The sequence below is a fragment of the Qipengyuania sp. RANM35 genome (assembly GCF_041021145.2).
GTDB classification, from domain to species: domain Bacteria; phylum Pseudomonadota; class Alphaproteobacteria; order Sphingomonadales; family Sphingomonadaceae; genus Qipengyuania; species Qipengyuania soli.
This window is the reverse complement of sequence record NZ_CM196433.1, coordinates 103131-126832: the sequence shown is the minus strand read 5'-3', so window position 1 is coordinate 126832 and position 23702 is coordinate 103131. Positions and strand designations below refer to the sequence as shown.

Genomic DNA, 23702 nt, shown 5'->3' with positions numbered 1-23702 from the left:
AAGTCTCGATTGCGCTGACCGGTTCACCCGGCTTGAGGTTTGGATTGACGATTACATTCGGATGCGGACGCCGACGGTCGCCGACACTCCGCTGTAGTCTCGGCCGAAGTCACCGCCGTCCTGCTGGCGCCAGCCGACGCGACCGACCACGCCGACATTGTTAGTCAGGCGATAATGCGCGCTGAGCCCCGCATGGAGCCTGAGGTCGGAGCGGTTGATGCCCTGGTATTCTTCACGCCGTGCACCAACTTCTGCCGTGGCGAGCAGGCGGTCGCCGAAGACCTTGGTCGCTTCCAGCCGGAAATCGGTCGCGACAATGGCGGGAACGTCGGTTCGGGGGCTGGGTTCGACGACCCTTTGCGCAAGAGCGGTGACTTCGACATCCGGCTTCGGTGTCCAGTCGATACGCAGGTGGTAATTGATGTCGCTGACATTCTCGATCGCGGGGTTGTCGAATTCCTGGTGGATGTAGCCGCCACCTGCCTCGAGCTGGATGAGATCGGTGAGCAGCAACCGCATCCCCGCGATAACCGCGAAACCATCGGAATCACGCGAGATCGGATCGTCCCGTTCGTAACGCACGCGGTTGCCCGACACCTCCAGGAAGATGCGCGTGTGGTCGCTGCTCGGAGCACTACCGCGGATACGCGCCCGCTGTACCGATACGTCGCGACCCGACAGGTCGACAGGCACGCCGCCCTGGGTTGCGTCCTCAAAGTCAATCTCGGCAAGCCGGACTTCGCCGAGCATCTCGAGGAAACCGCCTGTGCGACGAAGCTGCGCTCCGAATTCGACCCGATCGTATTCGATCGGGCGATCGGTCAGGAACTGGTCCCCAGCCGTACCGCGCTGTTCGATCCCGTGGCGATAGCCGCCGTCTATCGCCAGTTCGGTGCGCGAAGCAAAATCGAGCACGGCCCGCCCGCCGATATCGTACTGGTCGCTGTCTTCGGATGTGACATCGGCGTGGCGCTGGAACTCGGCTCCTCCGTAAACCTGCAGGCTGTGACGCCCGAGATCAGGCTTGAGAAGGAAACGTGGACGAACCGAAAGGACGAAATCGTCGATTTCGTTGTTCTCGGTATTGTAGATGTTGTTGTCGAAGGTGCCGTCGACTTCCAGGCGCGGGTAGAGATGCAGCTTCTCGCCGAGCTTGACGCCGTCGCCGGACTCCGGGTCGAACAGGTCGAACGGCGTCACGACACCGGGCTGCTGGGCATAGGCCGGACGCGCCAGCGTCAGCGCAGCCAGGGCCACTCCCCAACGCAGGTAGTGCCGCCGACGCTTGCGCAAACGCTGTGCCTGTACGCGCGCAATTCGGAGTGACCGGGCACTCTTCTTCACCCGCTTCGGTTCGCCGAGCACCCATCGCCCGACCAGGATTAGGTCCTGCACCAGCATTCCTGTGCCTCCCAAGGCCGCACCAGCGCGCGAATCGGGAACCATACGGGTCGTCGGCCTGTTGACCATTAGGGTTGCGCCCTTGTTTGTCGGACTGTTCGAAAGTAGTAGTGTGCAATCCGGATTGGATGGTCGATTTGCGATGGAAGAGCCCTTGGGCGCCTTTGAAGTGGAAGTAAGCGAATCAGAACGCGGCGGTTCTTTTGCCCGCGGCGCACTGATCGCCCTGCCGCTTGCCCTGTCGGCATGGGCGCTCCTGTACCTCGTCCTGTAGTCGCCCGCCCCTCTGCGCATCGCCATCATCCGTTCCCACCCAGAACCGCAGGAATCGTCGCCAGAAGAATGCGGCAGTCGAAGCCGATTCCGCGATTCCTGACATAGAAAACATCCGTCGCCACCCGGCGGCGATAGCTCGTCGTCTCGTCCCGGGTGACCTGCCACAAGCCGGTCAGCCCCGGCCTGACGCTGGCATAGTCGAGCGCGTGCCGACCGTAGCGGCGCACCTCGTTGGCCACGATCGGACGCGGGCCCACCAGGCTCATGTCGCCACGCAATACGTTGAAGAGTTGCGGCAGTTCATCGAGCGAGGTGTTGCGAAGGAACCGGCCCAGTCGCGTGACACGAGGATCGCACAGCAGCTTCTGCGTTGCTGTCCACTCGCGCTTGAGCATCTCGTCCGAGGATAGCAGCGCCTCGAGCCGCGCGTCGGCATCGACACACATCGTGCGGAACTTGAGACAGGGAAATGGTGCAAGGTCACGGCCGATGCGTTCGTGCGCGAAAATTGCGGGGCCCTTCTCGAACAGGCGCAGAGCCACCCAGATGATCGCCATGACCGGCATGAAGAGAACGATCATTGCTGCCGCCGCGACAATGTCGACCGCCCGCATGACAAGATCGCCGACGTTGCCCGATCGCGATCCCGGCAGCGGTTGAACCGCATTGCGCGAAGTGATGAGGGTCCGATCCTTCGCGCCCATCTGGCCATCGGCAAACATCATCGGTTTTGCCGATGCGCCGACGATCAGGCGACCGTCGGTATCGACCTCGTCCAGGTCGGTATCGAGCAGGGCAATTTCAAATTCGCGTTCGTTGGAGATACGCATCTGGTTCAGCATCTCGATTGTCCAGTTCCGGTGCCCTGCCTCCGCCCGAACGGCGATGCCGGCATCCCCCATGAAGTGGACGATTGGCCAAATTGTCGTGCCAGACAATCGAGCATCCGAACTAAGTCCCTTCTATCCAGACGGACTATTATCGCGCCCGAGGCCCCCCCGAATTCCCCACGGAGGGGGAAGTGCCAGCACCTTTGCTTTCGCCTATGAATTCAGGCGGAGAGCGGCGCCTCGTGCCGCTCGAGAGGGCACACATTTACAGCGCAGGACGAGACCGATGATGCAGTCACGATCGGAAAAGGATGCCAACGGCAGCTGGCGGGGATTCAAGAAGGCTATGGCACTGATGGCGGCACCGCTGGCGGTTATGTTGCTGGCAGGTTGCGCAGCTTCCAGCCTGCCCACGATCGCGGTTTCGGACGCCAATGCGGCCATGAACCAGGGCTATCGCGTGTCAGGCGGGGACAAGATCAGGGTCTCGGTATTCGACGAACCCACGCTGACTGGCGAATACGACGTCGGCCTCGATGGCGGGCTTTCTTTGCCGCTTCTCGGCACGATTCCGGCACAGGGCAAATCGGCAGAGCAGCTGGCGCAAGCCATCGCCGCGGCACTGAGCGAAGGCGGCTACGTCAATGATCCGCGCGTGTCGGTCGACGTGGCGCTGCACCGGCCCTTCTTCATTCTGGGAGAGGTCCAGGCTCCGGGCGAATACCCCTATGCAGGCGACCTGACGGTCGAGCAGGCGATTGCGAAGGCGGGGGGCTACACACCGCGCGCAGCACGGTCGGAAGTGGTCCTGAGGCGCGCCAGCTGGCCCGAACCGCGTCGCATCAAGCTTGGAAATTCGCCGCTCCTGATCGGTCCGGGAGACACGATCCGCGTAGAAGAAGCCTTTTTCTGAAAGACTTGCGTCAACATCGCGGTCGGTTATAGTGTCCCATTCCGGGACAGATTGCAATAACTCGAAATTGCAGACCCCGGTTTGATGAATCGGAATTGCGCAGGGCAGGCGCCTTACGCATTATTAATCGTAATTTCCTTCGAGTCGCGAACTTGAGGATGACCCCGGCAATAGATCGCGGGCATTCGGGCAGACGCTTTACATGACTTGGGGGTATCAAATGTCATCGGAACTATGCCTCGTAAGTGGAAGTGACATCTTTCGCGAAGGCTTGACTCACATTCTTGAAGCAGAGGGCTTCATCGTCACGCAATCCGTCGAGCGTGTACGCGACCTGATCAACCTTGATAGGGATTCGCATCAACTCCTGCTGCTCGACTGTCCCGTGCTCGACAATCAGGCCGAACGCGTAGAGGTGGCCAAGCAGCGCTACCCCGCGATGAGCATCGTCGTGCTGTCGGACGAATACGATCCGAAAGTCGTCATCGAATGTTTCAATGCCGGTGTGCAGGGCTACATCATCAAGTCGAGCAAGTCCGACCGTATCGTCGCCGCCTTCCGCCTGGTGGCGCTTGGCGAGAAGGTGATCCCGTCTGATCTCGTCGACCTGATCGGGGGCCGGGGCTTCGACTATCACAACGGTTCCGATGCCGAGCGCGAGGTCGAGATGGCCAATCTCTCGCCGCGCGAGGTCGAAGTGCTGTGCTGCCTAATGGCGGGCTTCCCCAACAAGGTCATCGCCCGTCACCTCGACGTGTGCGAAGCGACCGTGAAGGTCCACGTCAAGGCGATCCTGCGCAAGCTCAATGTACGCAATCGCACGCAGGCAGCCCTCTGGGCCAATTCTCGCGGCATCCGCGAACCGATGATCGCAGCCTGATTTTGCACTTGGAGGTCGTGGCACCCTACTCCCCCGGGGTACCCGCCCTCATCTCTCCCGCATCAACCGGTCCAGTTGCGGTCCGGAAGCCGGCAAGCACTGCGAGGCGTCGGGTCGGCTGACCCGCTGGCAATCCCACAGCGCCACATCCATCCCTGACGACCCATCCCGCAGGAACAGGAAGAGCGGACGCTCACGCTGGCTAGACGGGCGGGAGCGACTGGCCTCAAGCGCACCTGCGTCGCCATATCCCAACACCTGGCAATTCACCTTTCCCTGGCACCGCGCCATGGCCGAGATTGCCCATCGCCCGTTGGCCGAGCCCGGATCGAGCTGGAGGAATTCCGCATTCGAGACGACACGCGGGGCGGCAGCCGGCGCTGCATCGCCCATCGCGAAGGAAGTGGCATATTCGATCGTCGGACCGGCCGCCTCGCCAACCTCTCCGGGCGTGCCCGCCTCGCCAGGCTTGTTCGAGCGGGCGACCAGGTAGACGAAGTCCTGCTCCCCGCCCGCGACGCCTTGCCGCGAAGGGAGAACCCCGCCCCGGCCCGGAAGTCTGTAGAAGATGTGTCGCCCGACCTTGGCCAGCTGCATCATCGATCCGGCCCACCATGGGCGGACATAATCGGCATGGTAATGGGTTGCCTGGGCGACCGGCGCATAAGTCGATCCTTCAAGCGCCGCCAGCGCAGCCTGCCGCGCCCGTGCGAGCGCGGCGGCACTGGGGCGTCGGCGCTGGAGAGAGCCGTCACAAGTGAAGGTGAACTGGCAGCCCGTCGAAAGCTGGGACCCCTGGAAGACCACACCGCATACCGAGTTCGGGAATGCCGGATGCGCCACACGGTTGAGCACAACCTGCATGACCGACCTCTGGTCCTCGCGATTGTCCCCCGCCTCGTACCACGCGGCCATGGCAAGACACTCGGTCGCCCGCCCGAGGTCGGTGGTCGAACCGGCAAAGTAGAACGGGTTCGCAGCTGCCGAAGCAGCCAGGTTGGCAATCGCACCGACCGAGCCGATCCCTAGCGGATCCGAAGCGGCACCCGTGGCAAGCTTGCTTGCACTTTGGCGGAGCAGCTTGGCGACATCGGGCCGCGGCGGCACGCGCGCAGATACGTCTACCTTGTCCGTCTCGCGAACGCCGGAATGCAGCGTTGTCTGGCCGGATAGCGAAAAGGGAACGAAGACCGCCGCCAGCAGGAGCCAGAAGCGACGCCGGGGCGTGGCATCGTCTTGTGGCTGGAACACCTCAATTGCACGAGGGTCATGCATGTCAGACATCCCTTCCGCTGCCGGCGGCGATCGGCGTGGAGTATCCATCCCACCCGAGCAGGGGGCCAATGCTCTTCCGGAGTAGAAGGTGATAATTGGTGCGGTAGTCCATCGATGCCTCGCTACCCGAACCGGGGTATGCCGACGCCCGTCACCAAACGGTCGGCAATGCGACGGGGGTACGAATTCAGCGACTTCGGAAGGCGTCGCTCAAGCGGATCGAGCGTGCGCTGCCCGACGGTGCGAACCGCTGAAGCCAGGGTCGCAGGGCGGGTAAAAGACCCGGCCAACAGTTGGACTTCGCGTGTCGCGTAATGTTTCTTGTAGGCTTCATCGCCACGGCCGAAATCGATGGCGAAGACCTCCTCCGCCTGTGCTTGTTCGGCACATGCCTCGAGAAGCGAGAGCCCAGGGCTGCATCGGGACGCCCTCGCGTCGTATGCCGGGAACCACCAATGGAGCACGCCCAGCGAGATCATCCCGAAATGGGCTGCGACAGGCTCGCCACCTGCGCATAGGATGCTGAGCGTAGTGCGCAGGGTCCCCGCTTTCGCGCGGCGAAGCTCCGCGAACACCTCCCCCTGCCAACCCTTTGCGAATTGCGCTTTCATGCCCATGCTGAGGTAGAGCTCGTTGCGCATTCGCGTGTGAGCGGAAAGATGCGCCTGGTCCATGCTGTCGAACACGAAGGTGGTCGTGCCGAATTCGCGCTCGAGTTTCCGCAATTTGCGGCGCTGTGGGGCCTGTCGCTTGTGGAAGTCCTTCCCGCGCGATGCGAGGTAGGCTGCGTATCCTCCGGCAAGGTCCATCACCGGCGATGTCCCGCCGCCCCTGACTGTCGCCGAGCGAGCCGCGAATTCGGCAGGCAAGTGATTGAAATCGTATGCTGCTATTGCGGCAGCCGAGAGCAGTGCCGGGTCAGAATGGTCGATATCGCGCCGCAGAATGGCACCTTGGTAGTCGTTGATGTGACCGCCGATAGGTTTGGCGATCGCCCGCCCTACGCGGTGAAAAGGCAGGAAGCCGACCACTTCGCCACCCGCCGTGAAGATTGCAACGCGGGCGTCCATGCGAACCGCGCCGACGGCAAGTGTGAAGGCGGGGTCATAGAACGGGCTCGAATAGCAGGACCGCCCTGCCCGCAGTTGCTGCCAGGCCGAAAGCAGGGCCGGGTCTAGTTCTGCAGGGCGCACGACATCCGCAGTCACCGTCAAACCATTGCCAAAGCTGGTGCTGTGATAATTCATGGCGATGCAGGATAGCGTTCGCAGCGAACGGTCCCATTGCGCATCGGGCGAACCATTTGCCCCGATGCGGCGCAAAAGAATGATGTTCCACGCCCGCACTGCGCCGCAAGCTACCCAATAGGGAGGACATACCGATGTCTGCTTCCGTGTGCGCGCCTGCGACCGGATAGTGATGCTTGCCGGTTGCGCATTCCTGTGCCCGGACTTGGCCTCGGGGTGGGGGCTGGAAAGCGAGATCGAGATGACCCTGGACGAACACCTGCACCCGACATTGGGCGAAGCGGCGGACAGTGCCGTGCATGAGCAGCCGATTTCACGTGCCAAGCCCAAATCATCGGAGATGACCCCGGGCCCCGGCTTCATGATCCGCACCGATTTTCCGCGCCTCCCGACCGAACTGGTGGAAGGGTTTCGCGAGTTCGAAACGGCCGACGTGTCCGACGTTCTCAACCGCCTCTACGCCATGAACGGAGCGATCCGGAACCAGGTCAACGACAAGGAGCTACTTGGTGTCGCCTGCACGGTGAAGCTCTATCCGGGTGACAACCTGATGATCCACAAGACACTCGACATCGCCAAGCCGGGCGACATCGTGGTGGTCGACTGTAGCGGTGCGATGTCGAACGCGGTGCTGGGGGACCTCGTCTCCAACAAGGCAGTGCATCGCGGCATCGCCGGTTTCGTGATCGACGGGCTGATCCGCGACCTCGACGGGATCATTGAATGCGGCATGCCGGTCTACGCGAGAGGCGTGACGCCCTTCGGTCCACTCCACCGCGGTCCCGGCGAAATCAACACGCCCATCTGCTGTGGCGGCGTGGTGGTAAATCCCGGCGACATCATAAAGGCGGATTCGACCGGCATCGCGGTAATCCCGCGCGATTTCGCGGCGGTGATCCTCGCGCGCCTGCAGGACAACCGCGATCGCATGGCTTCCTATGTCGCAGCCGTGAAGAAGGGTGACTTCTCCAACGACTGGGTAGATGACCAGCTGCGAGAAAACGGGTGCGTGATCTGCAACTGACGCTGCCCCGGGTGGATGCGGGAAATGCGCCCCCGCCGGTATCGGCTGCGAAGCGGTTCTGGCTTCGCGGCAAGCGGCGCATTGCCGATTTCGGCGGCATCATGGAGCGCCGCCGGTTCGAGGAAGTCCGCACCTATTTCTATGACGCAATGTGGCGGCAGGCGGCGTCCGATGCGAGCGCACGGATAGAGCGGCTGCCCAACGGCATCTTCCGCATCTCGCGCCGCGGCCGTTCTACCTTTGTCGACCGTTCTACGCTGACACTCGACAGCGCGCTCGTCGACCGGATCATGCTCAACAAGTCGATCACATATGGCTGGCTCGCCGCGAAAGGACTGCGCACTCCACAGAGTGTTCGCTTCGGCATCGGCAATATCGAGGTCGCGTTGCGCTTCCTTTCCGAATCCAGGGGGCCAGTAGTGGTAAAACCATCCGACGGGACTGGCTGTGGGCACGGTGTTACCACGGGGATCACCGACGAAGCGGGCCTGCGTGCTGCAGCCGGTCATGCTGCCGCCTTCCATTCGCAACTGCTGGTGGAGCGACAACTCGCAGGTGCGAGTTTCCGCCTGCTGTTCCTCGATGGCCAGTTCATCGACGCCGTCCGCCGTGATCCGCCGCGGCTGGTGGGAGACGGCAGGTCCAGTATCCGCGACCTGGCCCGCCAGGAAAACGAACGTCGCCGCGCTTGCGCCCCGGTCACCGCGCTTAGCCCGCTGGTGATCGACATGGAGAGCCGCAACACGCTCGACCATGCTGGACTGCATCCCGGCTCGATCCCGGCAGCAGGCCAGTCGGTCAAGGTGAAGCTCGCCGTCAACGAGAACGGGGCAGCACAGAACCACGTCGTCCGCGACGAGGTCCATCCCGACATTATCGCAGCCGGCGCCCGCATCGCCCGCGATTTCGGCATCGGGCTTGCCGGTCTCGACGTTACCGCGACTGACATCTCGGCGCCGCCGGCGCACCCGGATACCGTATTCAACGAAGTCAACGTCGGGGCAGGCCTGCACCATCATTATCTCGTTTCCGATCTCGCGCAGGCCGCCGACGTGGCGCCGCGCATTCTCGATCACATTTTCACCACCGGTCATGGAGCCATGGAACTTTGAGCAACCTCGACACATCGCGCCCGGTCCTGCTGCTGGGCGGCGGGGCGAGCACCCTCGCGGCCGTGCGCAGCCTCGGGAGCGCAGGCATCACGGTCTATGTCAGCGGCCTCAGCGGTTGCAGGGCCATGCATTCGCGCCACTGTGCGAAGGCGTTTCCCGTGCCTGAACCAAGGCCTGCCGAAGATTTCTGGCGCGACCTACTGCTGGAGCGGGCCGTCCCTGAACTTCAGGGGGCCATCATCCTCGTCGGCTGCGATGAATCGCTCACCTTTGTCGAAAACTACGAGGACGAATTGCGCCAACGCTATGTCGTGGAAGAGTTCGTAACCGACCTGCGCCACGCCATGCTCGACAAGTACGAAACGCTTGTCCGTGCGCGCGAAGCCGGCATTCCCACCCCTGCATTCTGGGAAATCCATTCGGCAGAGGACGTCTACAAGCTGCGTGACGAACTGCGCTTTCCCGTCATGGTGAAACCCTTGTCGTCGGTCGGCTTCATGGAAAAATTCGGGCGTAAGCTTTTCATCATCAACGACAGCATCGACGAGGTCGCGGAGAAGGTCGCCCTGTGCCGGGAACACGGCCAGGACGTGCTGCTGGTGGAAATGATCCCTGGCCCTGACAGCCTGCTGTCGAGTTATTACACCTACCGCACGCCTTCCGGGCGCTCGCTCTACGATTACACCAAGAGCATTATCCGGCGCTGGCCGGTCAATCGCGGCGGCGCCTGCTTTCACCAGTCCGAATGGCTTCCGGAAACAGCTGCAATGGGCTGGAAGCTGTTCGATTCCATTGGCTGGCAGGGCATCGGCAACGTGGAATTCAAGCGCGACCTGCGTGACGGGCAGCTCAAGATCATCGAAGTCAACGGCCGCCTTACCGCAGGCCACCCACTGATCATCAAGGGCGGCGCACCGATCGACCTGGCGATCTATTGCCATCTCACCGGGCAAGAGGTTCCCCGCATCGAGAACTATTCCCAGGCGCTGCGCCTTTGGGACCCGGCCCGCGATTTCATGGCTTTCCGCCAGCTCCACCAGCGCGGCGAACTGACCTTCGCCGGCTGGGTACGGAGCATCTTCTCGCAATCCATCGTCCTGCCGTTCTTTTCGTTCGACGATCCCAAGCCTGGTATCACCGAGGCCCTCGGCGTGTTCGGGCGTGCCCTTGGCAAGATTTTCGATCCGGTACGGAGAGCGCAATTGAATGCGGATTGACCTTGCCACCTATCGCCGTGCCCTCGGCGACCTGATTGCAGGTGCGGGCGTCGATGCGGCGCAGGCGGAAACTCTCGCCGATAATCTCGCCTGGTGCGATATGGCGGGACGTCGCAATCACGGTATCGAGCGCCTGCCGATCATGTTCGCGCGTGTCCGCAGCGGGGCGATCAAGTGCCCATGCGAACCGCGTTTCGAGCAGAAGGCACCGACGATCGCTCTCCTCGATGCCGATGGCGGCTTCGGCCACCATGCCGGCAAGCTCGCAATGGACCGGGCCTGCGAAATCTCACGCGAACAGGGCATCGGCGCGGTCGGCGTGCGCAACAGCAATTTCTACGGAGCCGGCGCTTACTATGCCCAGCTTGCCGCGCAGCGTGGCATGATCGGCATCGCGCTGAGCAATTCCTTTCCCAAGGTTGCGGCGCATGGTGGCAAACGCGCCGCGCTGGGAACCAATCCCCTGTCATTCGCTGCGCCGCGCGATGCCGAGCGCTCGATCATAGTCGATATGTCGACCGCCGCACTGGCAGGTTCGACCGTGCGCGAGGCCATGGCGCGCGGCACGCCGCTGGAGCCGGGGCTGGCGATCGATGCCGAGGGTGCGCCCGTGCTCGACCCCGCATCAGCAGCGGCCGCCACCCTCCTTCCCGCCGCCGGAGCCAAGGGCTTCGGCCTTGCCATCATGGTCGAGATCCTGAGCGGCGTCCTGACCGGCGCCGGGATCGGGGGCGAAGTGCGCTCGATGTATCACGATCTCGACCGCGCCGGGGCGAACGGCCACTTCATGCTGGCCATCGACATCGCCAGGTGGATGCCGATCGAAGAGTTCGGCGCGCGCATGGAAATGCTGTGCCGCTGGCTCCTCCCCGAGGACGCCCCGGAAGGCGCGCGCCTGCCCGGCGATGCGCGATGGAGCGAGATCGCCCGCAGTCATGCCGATGGCGTGCTGGTGGAGGACCGCACGCTGGGCGAGATAGAACGGCTGGCTGACGAACTGGGCCTTCAGCCCGCCTGGACGCACTGAACGATGCCGTCTCGAAAGCGCCTCCGGATTGCGTTGATCCTCCCCGATCTGGCTGATCCGCCGACCTGGATTGCTCGGCTAGTTTCGGGAATCTCAGACGATCCGGCGTTACAGCTTTGCGCCGTGGTTGGTCCGGCTGCACCACGCAAGAAAGTTGAGGCTGGCTGGGCATACAGGATGCTCCAGCGTGTCGAAACTGCGATCGCCGCACGCAGACCACCTGCAAATCTCGACGACTGGCACGAAAACCTGAACACGGTGCCTCATGTGGCATCAGGTGACGAGGTGTCGCTTGCACGATCAAAACCCGAGGTTCTTCTGGACCTGGCGGGCAATTTCGGCCTCACCGTGCCAGCATCTGCAGCTACACACGGCGTCTGGTTCACCGATGCCACGAGCACGATTCCGGGAGCAGCAGGACTTCGCCCCCTGCTGGAAGGCAGCCCGGTCAGCACGATCAACCTCTTCCGGCGGACCTCGCAACAGCCGGTCCCGTCGCAGATTTCTTCGGCGGCGGTCGACGGCAAATTCCTTGCTGCACGAAACACCTGGTTTCTCGAGGAGAAGTCGGTCGCGCTGATCCTGCGTGAACTGCGCCGCTGTGCACGCGATCGCAAGCCGGGACAGGGTCGCGAGGGTGCGCTCTTCGTGTCCCCCGCCGCACCTTCTGCACGCGAACTCATCCGTTACCTATCGGGTGTGATGGCTGCGGTCGTCGGCAGGGCAACCGACGAACTGGCCCAGCGTCTGCGCCTGAGGCCGGGAATGTTCCATCTGCGGATCGAGCGGGAGGGTTCGTTGCTACGGTTCGCACCCGAAGACGGAGAAGCGACCCGCCCCGACGACAACAGCTATTACGCCGACCCTTTCCTGCTTGAGCGCGATGGCGAGAAATGGTGCCTGTTCGAACGCTACGACTATGCCGAACGTCACGGTTCGATCTGGGCAGGCCGCCTTGAAGGCGATCGGGTAGTCGAAATACGCAGCGCCATCGATCCCGGTTACCACCTGTCCTTTCCAGTTCCCATCGAACATGGGGGCGAATTGTTCGTCATGCCTGAAAGCTGTGCCATGCGGCGGCTGGAAATCTGGCGTTGCGTGAGTTTCCCGGATCAGTGGGAACTGCACGCTACCGCGCTCGAAGATTCGATGATTGCAGATTCCGCGCTGCTCGAGCTCGACGGCGAATGGTGGATCTTCGCCAACATGGCGAGCGACCCATTCGGTGACGTGAGTTCCGAACTTCACCTCTACCGCACCAGTGGGCCGGACCTCGCCTGGGTAGAGCCTCACAGGCTCAATCCGGTGGTGTTCGATTCGCGGATGGCGAGGAATGCCGGTCGCATCCATCGGATCGGCGATGCCCTCTACCGCCCGGCCCAGGACAATTCGCATGGCACCTATGGATATGGCCTGCGCATCATGAAGATCGAAACGGTCGGCCGGGATGAATACCGTGAACGCTCCACGCGCCACGTCCTGCCCGACTTCGATCCCGGGGTCATTGGCATCCATCATGTCGACAGGCTGGGCGACCAGGTCATATTCGACGTTCGCGAACGCATGGGGGGCGCGGCGTGAACGCCCATGCGATCCTTCCACGGAGCGATCCCGGAGGATCGATCGACCGGGTGGTCGTGCTCCACGACTATCCCCATGCTGAAGGTGGGGCGGGCACGCTTGCGACCCTGGCGGCACGTGAGTTCGCAGCGCGCGGAGTCCCCGTGACCTTCTTTTCCGGTGCAAGCGATCTCGACGCGATCTCGGACAAGGGGATCGAGCATGCCGGTGCTACCGGGCGTCCGCTCCTGGATCTGCCAGCCAGCACGGCGATCCTTCAGGGATTTCACAACCGCGATGCCAGCGCGCGGCTGTCGACCTGGATAGCCAATCACGACACACCGCGCACCGTTTACCACCTGCACAACTGGTCGCAGATACTTTCGCCCGCAATCTTCGCGGCACTGCGGCCGGTCGAAAGCCGGCTTGTCGTTACCTGCCATGACTTCTTCAACCTGTGCCCCAATGGTGGGGTTACCGACTTCCGTCGGGCACAGCCGTGCGAACTGCGGCCAATGAGCGCTCGCTGCATCGCGACCGATTGCGACCGTCGCAGTCGGCTGCACAAGCTATGGAGAACCGCTCGTCACGCAAATCTCGTCCGCCTTGCGCGTTTTGCCCGGTCGGAGGCGACATTCACCTTCATCCATCAGGCCATGCGCGATCGGTTCGTCGAAGGCGGATTTGCCGGGCGAGATCTTGCGGTCTTGCCGAATCCGGTCGAGCCATGGACCGAGAGCCGGGTGCGGGCAGAGGATAATGCCGGCTTCCTCTTCGTCGGGCGACTCAGCCGGGACAAAGGAGCAGATATCGCTGCCGAGGCCGCTGCGCAGAGCGGCGTGCCGATGACACTGGCGGGCACTGGCGAGCTATTTGGCAGCCTGCGGCATCGTGCGCGCGGCGTACGGCTGGCGGGATGGTGCGACCGTGCCGACTTGAGAGCCCTCGCCCGCAATGCCCGGGCAGTGGTGGTGCCAAGCCGGGTCACGGAACCCTTCGGCCTCGTTATCATCGAGGCCGCGGCCAGCGGTGTCCCCGTGATCGTCTCCGACCGGGCCTATCTGGCGGCGGATGCGGAAAGGCTGGGTTTCGGCCTAGCTTTCGACCCGGCCCAGGACGGAGCTCTTGCAGCCATCCTCGACAGGATCTCACGCGATCGCACTGCCGTTGAACGGATGAGCAAGGCCGGGCACGCGATTGCCAGCCGCCTGGCCCTGAGTCCGGAAGACTGGGCGGACCGGCTCTTGGTCCTCTTCGAACGCAAACTGGGCCACATTTCTGCAGGCGCAGGCGTCCCCCTTCATTAGGACAAGTTGTATTAGCTCCAGCATGACCCTATCATCGGGCAAGTCTCGATAGAGGGGGCAATTTCCCGGTGACGGATGTATTCGTTTCCTATGCCAGGTCGACACAGGCGCACGCTCGCCGTGCCGCCCGTGCGCTGGAGGAAGCGGGATACTCGGTGTGGATCGACGACGAATTGCCCGCGCATCGGGCTTTTTCGACCGTGATCGAGGACCAGTTACGTGGTGCATCCGCAGTGCTGGTGCTTTGGTCCGAAGATGCACGCGCCTCTCGCTGGGTCCCGGCCGAGGCCGACATGGCCTATAATTCGGACAAGCTCGTCCAGATGAGCGTCGACGGCGCGTTGCCGCCCTTGCCCTTCAACCGCATGCATTGCGAGATGCTCTCGCACTGGGAAGGCGATGCGCAGGACCCTTCGTGGCGCAAGATTATCGACAGCGTGGCGGAACTCACCGGTCGCTCGACGCGCGCGGTAAACCCGGTGGAAGCCGTCGCAGCTTTCAAGCAGAACAAGCCCAAGACCGGGCCGGTTGAAAATGTCCTCGCTGTGCTGGCATTCGACAATCTCTCGTCCGACCCCGACCTCGATTATTTCTGCGATGGCGTATCCGACGAGATCCAGCGCACGGTCGCTCGTGCCACATCGCTCAAGATCGTCGCGCGGGCGTCGAGCTTCCAGTTTCGCGGTGCGGACAAGGCGACCGCGCATGTGGCGGCGGCGCTCGGCACCACCCACCTGCTCGACGGGACCGTCAGGCGCGGGGGCGACAGGGTGCGCATTTCGGCCGAACTCGTCGAATGCTCCAGTTGCTCGGCCATCTGGGCCGACCGCTTCGACGGCACGCTCGACGACGTTTTCACCCTGCAGGAGGAAATCGCCGAATCGGTAGCCCAGGCACTCAAGGTCGCGCTCGAACCGGCCGTGGCGGAGCGCCCGCTGACTTCGATCGATTACGAACGCTTCCTGCGCGCCAAGGCGCACCTCGCTGGTGGGGATTCGGTATTCGACGATTCAGCGTTCAAGGCCATTCCCTTGCTGGAAAAGGTCGTCGACGCCCGGCCCGACTTCGCCCCGGCGTGGGAGATGCTGGCAACGGCACGCGCGACGGAACTGCGTTCGGGTCACTCGCGCATATCCTATGCCGAGGGCGCGAGGAGGACGCGCGAGGCGGCAGAGCAGGCGCTGTCACTCGATCCCAACCGGACGCGGGCACTGATTGCGCTTGCCCTGCTCGAGCCCTGGGGCGCCTACTCCAAGCGCGAAGCCTTGTTGAACAAGGCGCTCGCCGCATCGCCAAACGATCCCTTCGTCCTGACCGAACTCAGCAATTTCTACTGGACAGTCGGCCGTGCCCAGGAGGGTATCGCCCTGGCCGAGCGAGCCTTCGAGCTGAACCCGATGCTGCCCGCCGCCGCGATCCAGGTCGCGCAAATGCTCGCCTATGTCGGCGAGCCCAAGGCTTCGATGAAGCTCCATCGCGAGCTGTACCGCAAGTGGCCGGACAATCCCGGAATGCTGCTTGCGCTCATCAACCAGGCAGGCGTCACCGAGTTGTGGGAAGATTTCGATGAGGTGATCGGCGACATCGAAAGGTTCGATGGCTGGCAGGCAGTCGATCTCAAGGCCTCGCGCGCATTCTCCCTAACGGTCCGGTCCAAGGATCCGGAAAAAGCTCAACGCCGCATAGCGCGTTACCAGGAACTGCTCGAGGCCACCGGCACGGTGCCGCTCAACATCATCACCGGGATCAGCGTCTTCGGCTTCCCCGAAGATGCGCTCGATATGGCCGAAAAGGCCAATTACGACTTCATCTTCCAGCCCGAAGGCAACCGTGCGGGGACCTATTTCCATGGCACGATTTTCGGGCCCTGGAGCACGATGCGCAATTTGCCGCGCTTCGTCGACCTGTGCGACCGGCTGGGCCTGTGCCGTTATTGGGTGGAAAGCGACAAGTGGCCCGACATGATCAGCGAGCTACCCTATGACTTCAAGGACGAGGTCCGGAAGCGGGTGACGGCTCAGGCTTGATTTCTGAATCCACCCGCATGTGATGATAATTGGGGCTGTCGCCATAGGCGTGCAGGACCTTGATCACATCGAATTGCGCATCGGACGTGAAGTAGACAGCCAATTTGACGTCCAGCTTCACTGCAGGCAGGTTCCAGTCGATCCCGGAATCGTCGATATGCATCCCCCTACCTAGATGTCCCAATTGGCCTGCGCCCTCCTCCGGGGGCTCCAGGCCGAACAGGTTGATCAACTGCTCGCTGAAGCTGGCCGACCACATGAAGCGGACGTCCACGCGCTCCTTCGGCAGGCATTTGAAGCCATCCAGGTTCGAATGGCTGACCTGCGATGAGACGAGCGCCCTGTAGGCGGCCAGATAGCTGTCGTTCGCATCGCGATACTGCTTCACGGAATTCAGCTCGATCTCGGGCACTTCGAAATGCTCACCCGGATTGTCGATGGACCATTCCGGCGGAAGGATACTGCTGAACGTCAGGAGGAATTTGCGCACCTCGGCATCCTGGGCGAGCAGTTCCTTCATTGAGGGTAACGGAGGGCCGATGGTGCTCCCCGGGGGTCCGTCGCTCCCCTTCGGTGGATGGGCCTGTTCACCACTTCGCAATTGTGCGGGCGGGTCGGTCACCATCGGACCCCCACGAATATGCACGCCCCCCAGATCGCGAACCTGCGAGCGCGGGCTGTATGTGGAGAAGCCGTGCAGGTCGACATCCATATGAAAGTCCTGCCCGGTCGAGCCATCCGCAATCAGCACGTCGGCCATCCCCTTTTCGCCACCATAGATTTCGCGGCTGGAGAAGGTGACGTAGCTGTTGTTATCGAAATAGAACGGCTGCACCCAGACGAGGGTCCGCTCGACCAGCAGATTGTCGTCGGTCCTGCGATAACGCGCTGCCGGAAATGTCCAGATGACTTCGCGGTGCTTCAGCGTTCGCTCGGGGTCTTCGCTTTCATGCAGGCTCCTGAAATCGCCGTGATCGACCACGGTGAGGAAGCCGAACGAAGGCTCGGCCCAGACCTCGTAGTGATACTTCGCGCGGTCCGGGCCCTTGGAATTCATGAAATGCTCGAGATAATCTCTGACCTTTTTCGCAGGGACCGCCGCCAGAAACAGCCAGGTCTGCGCCGCCTTCGTAGTCCACGGGGTCAGCATGTGTCGGGTCGTGAAGGATTCGATGAAGCGCGTCATGGCATCGGCCTCGGCCCGAAGAATCCCTTGAGCGGGCGGAACCAGCGTGCCGTGAGGTCGCTCGACCCTCGCTTCAGCACTTGCCCGTGGCCGCCCTCTTTCCTGTCCTTGCGGATATCGAACTCGTGCAGCACCCGCATGTCGTCGAAATCGACATTGGCCGAGAACTTGAAGGCGCCTACGACCTTTGCCATGCGCCCGGTAATCGACACGGTCTTGTCCAGCTCCGGATAGACCACCAGCGGCTTCTTTAATTCGTCGCCGAGGATCACGTCGACGGCCTCGCGAAAACTGCCGACGTAGTTGAACATGACCCAGATATCCCGCTCGTCGTAGAAATCGAGGTTGCTGATCTCGGAGTATTTCGAACGGCAACCGACCAGCGCCTGGTAGACAGCGCACTCCGGGTCGACGGCATCCCGGTACTGCTTCAGGGCAACGGTCTGCATGGTCGTCGGGACCAGGCCGAGTGACGCATCGTCGACAAAATTTGACAGGCCCGCAATCTTTTCCAATGCCCAGCGGACCGGCTTGGCCTGGAATGCGGTCGCCAGCGACTTGAGCGGCTCGGTCGCGCGGAAAGTGGGCAAAGCGGGTCCGGTCTGGACATAGAGGAACGGAAGGTCGTGCTGCATCTCGGGAGAAATTCCGTCCCAGCCCGGCATGTGGACTTGGCCGAGGAAGCTACCCGGCAAGTAGCCCGGACCGATATCGATGCGCGACATCATCTTGCCGAGGCCAAGCATTTCGCGGCCGCAGACGCACGACCAGGGCTGGTCCACGACGATGAACGGGAGAATCCATTCGAGTTCGGATTCGACCAGCAATCCCTTTGGACCGACCCCGTAGCGCATCACCGGAATTGCCGCGAAGACCTCGTTCTGGCTGGTGGTTCCACGATCCGCCATCGGCACGATGAAATCGGGATTGTTACTCGGAATGGGGTTTTCCGAATCCCGCCCACCCCCCCCTTTGACCACGTCGGGCGCAGCGCTGATCATCACGGGATAATGCAGGAACAGGAGCTGGGCGAAAGGCCAGGCGGGCACGGCCCGATACTCAAACCCCCGCTCCTCGCGCGTGCCAAGGTTGAGGAAATCGTCACAATATTTCTGCACCGCCTTGAGGTCGGCCTCGATAACGAATCCCTGGACGTCCACATTGGGAAAGAAATAGGGCGGCGCCACGTCGAGCGAGTTGTCCGACTGCACGTATTCGGGGCTGTGGTTGGGCCTCACGCCGCGCTCCTCCCGCTCAACGTCTCGAATTCACCGGCTCCCGACGTTTCGACAAGCGATGACCCCATTAGTCGTGCGGGCGTGTTGAAGCCCGGCTGACTTTCTCCCGCAAGGACCCGGCGAACCACCTCTTCGGCGATACGGGCCGAGGCACCGTATCCATCGAGCGTCTCCAGGCGCAGCAATCTTGGCCGTCGCCAAGGGTCCAGCGCTTCCACCACCATGCTAAAGCGGGCCGAACCCCGCGCGACCTCCGGTGGACCTTCGCGCAAAGTCCGGGTGATCAGTCCTCCGACCGCACGAAAGGCATTTCTCCCTGTAAAGCCCATCCCCAGACCAGTAGCGCGATATGTCGCGCGTTCGTGCCAGCGCATCTCGTTGTAAACGGTTACGTTTGGGACTCCGGTGGTGAAATGGCCGGTAACGACATCCGCCCAACTCATCGCCACGGCCTCGCTCATGCCCTCGCCGAAATCGAATGCCTTCGCCAAGCTCCCAGAAGGAACCTCGCACAGCTCCCCATCACGGCAAATCAAAGCGGTCGGCGCGACAAGACCCGACATGCTCGTAGCGCTGCCACGGGACACGACCTGAGCACGCGAGACCCCAAGGTCGAGCTGGGCGGTATCGGGCCAAAGTTCGACCGCACGCAGAAGCAGGCAGTCTGTCGCTGCGATGGTCAGCCCTACACCGGGCAGCAGCATTATTCCTGCCGCCCGCGCCTCTTCATCGCGTGCCATAATGTCGATGAATACCGGCCATTCGCCACCGAGGTCGAGGTAGTGGGTTCCGGTCGCAAGGCATGCGTCGATCAGCGGCATGGCCGTGCGGTCGAAGGGCCCTGCCGCATTGAGCAGGATGTCCGCGCCTGACAGCGCGAACACTGTCTCTGCCCGATCCGAGAGATCGAAAGAGCACCATTCGCGATCGAGAGGTTGAGCCACGGCTTCAACCTTGGCCGCGTTCCGGCCCGCCACGACGAGTTCATCGACCTCGTCCAGCTGCGCGGCGATCATGCGGCCGGTATAGCCGCTTGCACCATAGAGGATCACTCGCCCCCTCATGGTCGGTCGAACACCCAGCGCACCAGCCCGGCAAGGAACTGGCGATCCTCACAATCGCCAATGTCGCCGTAGGCCTGTTCGAACTCCTGAAGCGCAGCGCCGGCCATGGCGGCTGCAACCTTTCGTGCGTAAGCGATGGAGCCTTTGCGCTCCATCAGTGCGGCCAGCCAGAGAACGTCTGCGTCCGTGCGTTGATCACGTGTCAGGCCGAGGAAAGTATCGATCCGCTTCCTCTCGTTCACCGATGCAGCGTTACGGACATGAACGAGCATGAGCGTACGTTTCGCTTCGTAGAGATCGCCATTTTGCTCCTTGCCGTAACCGGGGTCCTCAGAAAGGTTGCGCAGGTCGTCCTCAATCTGGAATGCGACGCCCAGGAAATGGCCGAAGCCGATCACGCGTTGCGGATCGGCCCGGCCCCACGAGCCGACGATCAGGCCCAGTTGCGCGGGCCAGATCATGCCCATCCACGCAGTCTTCTTCAGCGCCATGCGGAAGTAGTCCGCCTCGGCAAGGTCGGTAACATTGCGGTCGCGCCAACCCAGCTCAAGCGCCTGCCCCTCGGCAGTCTGGCGAGCCATCGTCATCGTAACATCCAGCACCTGTCGTCCGACATCGGATCCCATGGTGCGTACCGCATCGAGCAATGGCCTGAAGGCAGTGAACAGCAGCGCGTCGCCGGCATTGATTGCCAAGGGCATGCCATGGATAGCATGCAGGGTCGGTCGTCCGCGCCGCATGTCGCTGCCGTCCTGCACATCGTCGTGGATCAGCAGGGCATTGTGGAGCAGCTCTACGGCCGCTGCGCAGCGATAGACCTCTTCGCGTGCTTCGCCGAAGATACGGGCATTGGCGATGCAGATCGCCGGACGCATCATCTTGCCGCCGCGATCGGGGTATTCCGCCAGCAGCGGGTCGAGAAAGGGCTCGGGGCTGTCGTTCTCGAGGTAGCGTCGCAATTGTCCCTTGGTCGCGGCCGAGTAACGGGCAAGCAGTCCGTCGGGCGGGAGCGAGGGGTGGATCATCTCCAACCGGTCCTGCCCCCTCGTAGCCATCAGCCGACCTTCAGGACCATCAGACCAAGGGGCTCGTCCTGGTCGCCGGTATAGATTTGACCGACATAAGTGCCCGCAGGTTGTCCGGAAGGAACTGGAACCGTGGCGACCAGTCCCATGATGGAAACGTCGAAGGAAAACTCGACTTTGCCAGCCAATTCTGCCTCGCCATTACGGGTGGTCAGCGGAGTTACGGAAAGCTGTTCTGGTCGGGTAGGCTTCTTCGGTCGCTGGAGCATGGCGTGCTGGTCTTTCGCACCCTCCTTCGCACCCTTGATCCGGACAGTGAGCAGGAGGCCTGAAGTTTCGTCCCCAGGTCCCTTATGCTTGCCCTTCCCGTGTTCACGAAATGACGGCACCTTGGTGGCACCGGGCTCCGGCAAAGTCGCAACTGCGGTCATCTGGTGCAGAAGCTGTTCGACGATATCGATCGTCGTCCCGCTCAGCTGACGTGCCAGGTCAAGCAACCGCAGGATCATCGTCTCCACGTCGTGGGGGACCTGGCGCATGTTGTATTGGCCCTGGCGGAACTTCTCCGCCGCTTCGCGCCCCTGGGCGATGGTCTTGGCAAGCGTGTCGTAGCTTGATCGAACCGCATCGGCGACCGCCTCGTCGATCGCCGGGTCCTTCGAGTGGTCGCGCTCCTCAGAATCGGCGCGTTTGGCGTTTGCCGCCTGGGCCCTGACACCGGACCGGATGGCGTTTGTGCGCGCGGGTTCCGGCTTCCTGGAACGGGCCTTCTTGGGCGACTTGCTCTTAGGGGTGGTCATAAGCGGTGATGTCCTCCAGCCTCGGCGATCCCGACAAGGCGTGTGCAGCGAGCAACCCCGACATGACCGCGCCTTCGACGCAGCCTGAATGGAATCCGCTATCGGTCCAGTCGCCTGCGATTGTCAAATTGTCATAGCTCACTTCGAGCGGTGAAATGCGGTGCCGATGGCTCCCGGGCTTATGCAACACGTAGCGATCCGAAGGGTTCACATTGGCTCGCCAGTATTGCGTCGCGAAACGTTCGCGTCCCTTCGGTTCAGCCTTCATGGTGCCGTCGTCAGGTGCTTTCAGGATTTCCCAACGGAATTCGCCCGAGGCGTCGAAAGCGCCCGGCCAGACTTCGCGCATCGGACCAGTCAGGTATTCCTCGGCATTCTGGCGTACCTCCTGGGCACGACGTGCCGGATAGTCGCGGTCCTTGTCGGAGGGCGGCGTTTGCGGCTCCGGAAGGACTGCGCAGAAATAGACCGATGTTACAGGCGGCCTTTTCCACCCTTCCTCCGGTACGACATGCGCCATGTCGCACCAGGTGTCGAAAGGCTTGGCCGAGGCACCGGTAATGTAGGCCGGGCCATCCCAACCGAGAGTCTCGATATCTTCATCGAGCCAAACCTGAAACGCTTGCGACGCGACAGTGCTGACATTGTCGACCATTCCCCGCCAACGCTGGTCGTGTGCGATAAGCTCATTAGCCACATGAGGCACCGCACCAAGGCCGACGCAAAGCGCGACAAGGTCGAAATCCTCTCCTACCTCCAGCGTGCGGGTGCCTGCCTTGCGGCGGTCCCAGTGGGATTCGAGGTTCCAGCCTTCGCGCTCGATTTTCCCGCCCTCCCTCAGCTGGTCGAGCAGCGGGTAGGATGGCCAACAGGGCCTGTCTTTCACCGGGATTAGCGGCTTGTATTCCTCATCACCGGCAACCCTTGCCTGGACGTCGAAGGTCAACCTGCCGACATGGTCCTTGCCCTCGCCGAGACCCATGTCCGTGAGGCGGTGGAAGAACTCGAAGCGGACGCCACGCCGCTTGAGCGCCGTGTAGAGCGGTGCGAAAACCACGTCCCCCATGCCTGCGCGCATCCGCCACATGAATGCACCGCGATACCCGAAGAACGTGCGCATCGTGCCGCGCAGTCCCTGCCCAGCGGAAATCGCCGGCTGGTCCGGGTCTCCATGCACATAGCCCATCGCAAGGTCATAAAGGCCGCGCATGAACGGGGACTGCAGGGCGCGAACCGATGCGCCGTTGATCCGCATCCATTCGCGGCACTCGTAGTCGTCGATCGATTCCAGTCCACGCGGGTGCGAGAGCGCGTTGAACCGGATCAGTCCGACGGTCGAGGCCAATGCAAGGTCGGCGATCTCCCACAGGAAGCGATTGGGATCGTCGGCGATCCATTCGTCCTCGATCCAGTTGCGCAGGCGATCGAGTGTGCCCTGGGCCGCATGCAGGAGGCTGTCCGCAGTTTCTGGCGTCATGGTGCGAACCAAGGCGGAAAGAACGCCAAGTCCCTCTGCCAATGCGGCTGCTCCTGCGAAGCCGCCCAACTTGGCGAGATAAAGCAACCGCGCCTTGATTGCTCCCTCCGGTGGTCGATCAAGTCCCGACAGGGTGCCTTCACCATCAACGCGCGTATCCAGCACCAGCGAACGAAACAGGTCGAAGGCGCGCGACAGGTAATAAGGCAGGCTGAAGACCAGGTCGGGCGGCAGGGGATCACCAGGCAGTCCCGGCCGCGGCGGCATGTGCGCGGTCCATTTCTGGAATGTGCCGTCTTCGCCTGTCGAACAGAGTGCGATGTCGTTTTCTGGGGTCCAGGCATCGCGCCAGTCGCCATAGACATGGCCCAGACCGGCCGCTTCGAGTTCCGCATGACATTCGCGCATCATGCGGAACGAATTGTCGTAGAAACCCAGCCAGATGTGGAGCCCGTGTTCCTCGATCCTGCCACTCGGACCGCGGCCGGAAGCCCCTTTCCCGCCAAGCCGCCACCCTTCCTGGTAGACAGTGACCTCGTACGCTCCGGCAAGTTCTGGCTTGGTCAGTTCCCAGGCGACCGTCATCCCTGCGCACCCGCCACCGATGATGGCAACTTTGGTGGGCCCTTCGCTCAACGGTCTTTCGCCGCTGGCAAGCTTGGTTGGAATGGCAGGTAGCCCATGATTCCCTCCTCCCCCGAAGAGGTGACAAGGGGTTCCACAAACGCGCGGCTTTGTCCACACCCCGCAAGGATAGGTCCGTCCGTGCCTTTTCTCTTGGTGCGCGGGGAGTTACACCCTCCCCACGACGCCGGG

Annotated in this window: 20 protein-coding genes; 10 read left to right on the top strand and 10 right to left on the bottom strand. The window is 62.5% G+C overall.

What is annotated here, in order from left to right; translation table 11 throughout:
* Positions 1-51 precede the first annotated feature (51 nt).
* Positions 52-1395, bottom strand: a complete 1344-nt coding sequence (locus tag RAM60_RS00705) for an outer membrane beta-barrel protein (protein ID WP_369025999.1) — start codon at positions 1393-1395, stop codon at positions 52-54.
* 67 nt (positions 1396-1462) lie between these two features.
* Here RAM60_RS00705 and RAM60_RS00700 point away from each other — a divergent pair, with 67 nt between their 5' ends.
* Entirely contained in the window at positions 1463-1675 is a 213-nt protein-coding gene (locus RAM60_RS00700; protein ID WP_510640000.1) for a hypothetical protein, read from the top strand.
* A 25-nt stretch (positions 1676-1700) separates the two neighbouring features.
* Here RAM60_RS00700 and RAM60_RS00695 read toward each other — a convergent pair whose 3' ends face one another.
* Positions 1701-2519, bottom strand: coding sequence for a sugar transferase (locus RAM60_RS00695; RefSeq protein ID WP_510639998.1), 819 nt, complete (start codon positions 2517-2519; stop codon positions 1701-1703).
* Between the two features lie 274 nt (positions 2520-2793).
* Between RAM60_RS00695 and RAM60_RS00690 the strand changes: the two genes are divergently transcribed.
* Positions 2794-3420 (top strand): polysaccharide biosynthesis/export family protein, encoded by a 627-nt coding sequence (locus tag RAM60_RS00690; protein ID WP_369026002.1) that lies wholly within the window; start codon positions 2794-2796, stop codon positions 3418-3420.
* Positions 3421-3622: 202 nt separating this feature from the next.
* Positions 3623-4300 carry a LuxR C-terminal-related transcriptional regulator gene (locus tag RAM60_RS00685; protein ID WP_510639996.1) on the top strand — a complete coding sequence of 226 codons (678 nt, stop codon included), beginning with the start codon at positions 3623-3625 and terminating at the stop codon, positions 4298-4300.
* Between the two features lie 48 nt (positions 4301-4348).
* Here the strand turns inward: RAM60_RS00685 and RAM60_RS00680 are convergent, their stop codons facing one another.
* Both RAM60_RS00680 and RAM60_RS00675 read right to left on the bottom strand, forming a co-directional pair.
* Entirely contained in the window at positions 4349-5575 is a 1227-nt protein-coding gene (locus RAM60_RS00680) for a cell wall hydrolase (protein WP_369026004.1), read from the bottom strand.
* A 122-nt stretch (positions 5576-5697) separates the two neighbouring features.
* The gene (locus RAM60_RS00675) at positions 5698-6822 is read right to left on the bottom strand and encodes a GNAT family N-acetyltransferase (protein WP_369026005.1); all 1125 of its coding nucleotides are present in this window, start codon (positions 6820-6822) and stop codon (positions 5698-5700) included.
* Between the two features lie 241 nt (positions 6823-7063).
* On the opposite strand from RAM60_RS00675, the gene RAM60_RS00670 reads away from it, so the two are divergent.
* The 7 genes from RAM60_RS00670 (at position 7064) to RAM60_RS00640 (ending at position 16096) form a co-directional block, all read left to right on the top strand.
* Positions 7064-7846 carry an RraA family protein gene (locus RAM60_RS00670; protein ID WP_200982220.1) on the top strand — a complete coding sequence of 261 codons (783 nt, stop codon included), beginning with the start codon at positions 7064-7066 and terminating at the stop codon, positions 7844-7846.
* A complete protein-coding gene (locus RAM60_RS00665; protein WP_369026006.1) occupies positions 7828-8958 on the top strand; it encodes a hypothetical protein in 1131 nt (376 codons plus the stop codon). Before RAM60_RS00670 ends, RAM60_RS00665 begins: the two co-directional genes overlap by 19 nt.
* Positions 8955-10175 (top strand): carboxylate--amine ligase, encoded by a 1221-nt coding sequence (locus RAM60_RS00660; RefSeq protein WP_369026007.1) that lies wholly within the window; start codon positions 8955-8957, stop codon positions 10173-10175. Before RAM60_RS00665 ends, RAM60_RS00660 begins: the two co-directional genes overlap by 4 nt.
* Entirely contained in the window at positions 10165-11202 is a 1038-nt protein-coding gene (locus tag RAM60_RS00655; RefSeq protein ID WP_200982214.1) for an Ldh family oxidoreductase, read from the top strand. Before RAM60_RS00660 ends, RAM60_RS00655 begins: the two co-directional genes overlap by 11 nt.
* Positions 11203-11379: 177 nt before the next feature.
* On the top strand, positions 11380-12783 hold the full coding sequence (locus RAM60_RS00650) for a glucosamine inositolphosphorylceramide transferase family protein (RefSeq protein ID WP_369026008.1): 1404 nt from the start codon (positions 11380-11382) through the stop codon (positions 12781-12783).
* Positions 12780-14069 (top strand): glycosyltransferase family 4 protein, encoded by a 1290-nt coding sequence (locus RAM60_RS00645; RefSeq protein ID WP_369026009.1) that lies wholly within the window; start codon positions 12780-12782, stop codon positions 14067-14069. Before RAM60_RS00650 ends, RAM60_RS00645 begins: the two co-directional genes overlap by 4 nt.
* A 68-nt stretch (positions 14070-14137) precedes the next feature.
* Positions 14138-16096 carry a TIR domain-containing protein gene (locus RAM60_RS00640; RefSeq protein ID WP_369026010.1) on the top strand — a complete coding sequence of 653 codons (1959 nt, stop codon included), beginning with the start codon at positions 14138-14140 and terminating at the stop codon, positions 16094-16096.
* Here RAM60_RS00640 and RAM60_RS00635 read toward each other — a convergent pair.
* Genes RAM60_RS00635 through RAM60_RS00610 form a run of 6 tightly spaced genes read right to left on the bottom strand, consistent with a single transcriptional unit; the run spans position 16056 to position 23522 of the window.
* Entirely contained in the window at positions 16056-17282 is a 1227-nt protein-coding gene (locus RAM60_RS00635) for a hypothetical protein (protein ID WP_369026011.1), read from the bottom strand. The genes RAM60_RS00640 and RAM60_RS00635 overlap by 41 nt on opposite strands.
* Positions 17279-18520, bottom strand: a complete 1242-nt coding sequence (locus RAM60_RS00630; protein WP_369026012.1) for a hypothetical protein — start codon at positions 18518-18520, stop codon at positions 17279-17281. The genes RAM60_RS00635 and RAM60_RS00630 overlap by 4 nt, the downstream gene beginning before the upstream one ends.
* The gene (locus RAM60_RS00625; RefSeq protein WP_510639991.1) at positions 18517-19572 is read right to left on the bottom strand and encodes a saccharopine dehydrogenase family protein; all 1056 of its coding nucleotides are present in this window, start codon (positions 19570-19572) and stop codon (positions 18517-18519) included. Before RAM60_RS00625 ends, RAM60_RS00630 begins: the two co-directional genes overlap by 4 nt.
* Positions 19573-19580: 8 nt before the next feature.
* On the bottom strand, positions 19581-20639 hold the full coding sequence (locus RAM60_RS00620; RefSeq protein ID WP_369026014.1) for a polyprenyl synthetase family protein: 1059 nt from the start codon (positions 20637-20639) through the stop codon (positions 19581-19583).
* Entirely contained in the window at positions 20639-21409 is a 771-nt protein-coding gene (locus tag RAM60_RS00615; RefSeq protein ID WP_369026015.1) for a hypothetical protein, read from the bottom strand. The genes RAM60_RS00620 and RAM60_RS00615 overlap by 1 nt, the downstream gene beginning before the upstream one ends.
* Entirely contained in the window at positions 21396-23522 is a 2127-nt protein-coding gene (locus RAM60_RS00610) for an FAD-dependent oxidoreductase (protein WP_369026016.1), read from the bottom strand. The genes RAM60_RS00615 and RAM60_RS00610 overlap by 14 nt, the downstream gene beginning before the upstream one ends.
* Positions 23523-23702: the final 180 nt, after the last annotated feature.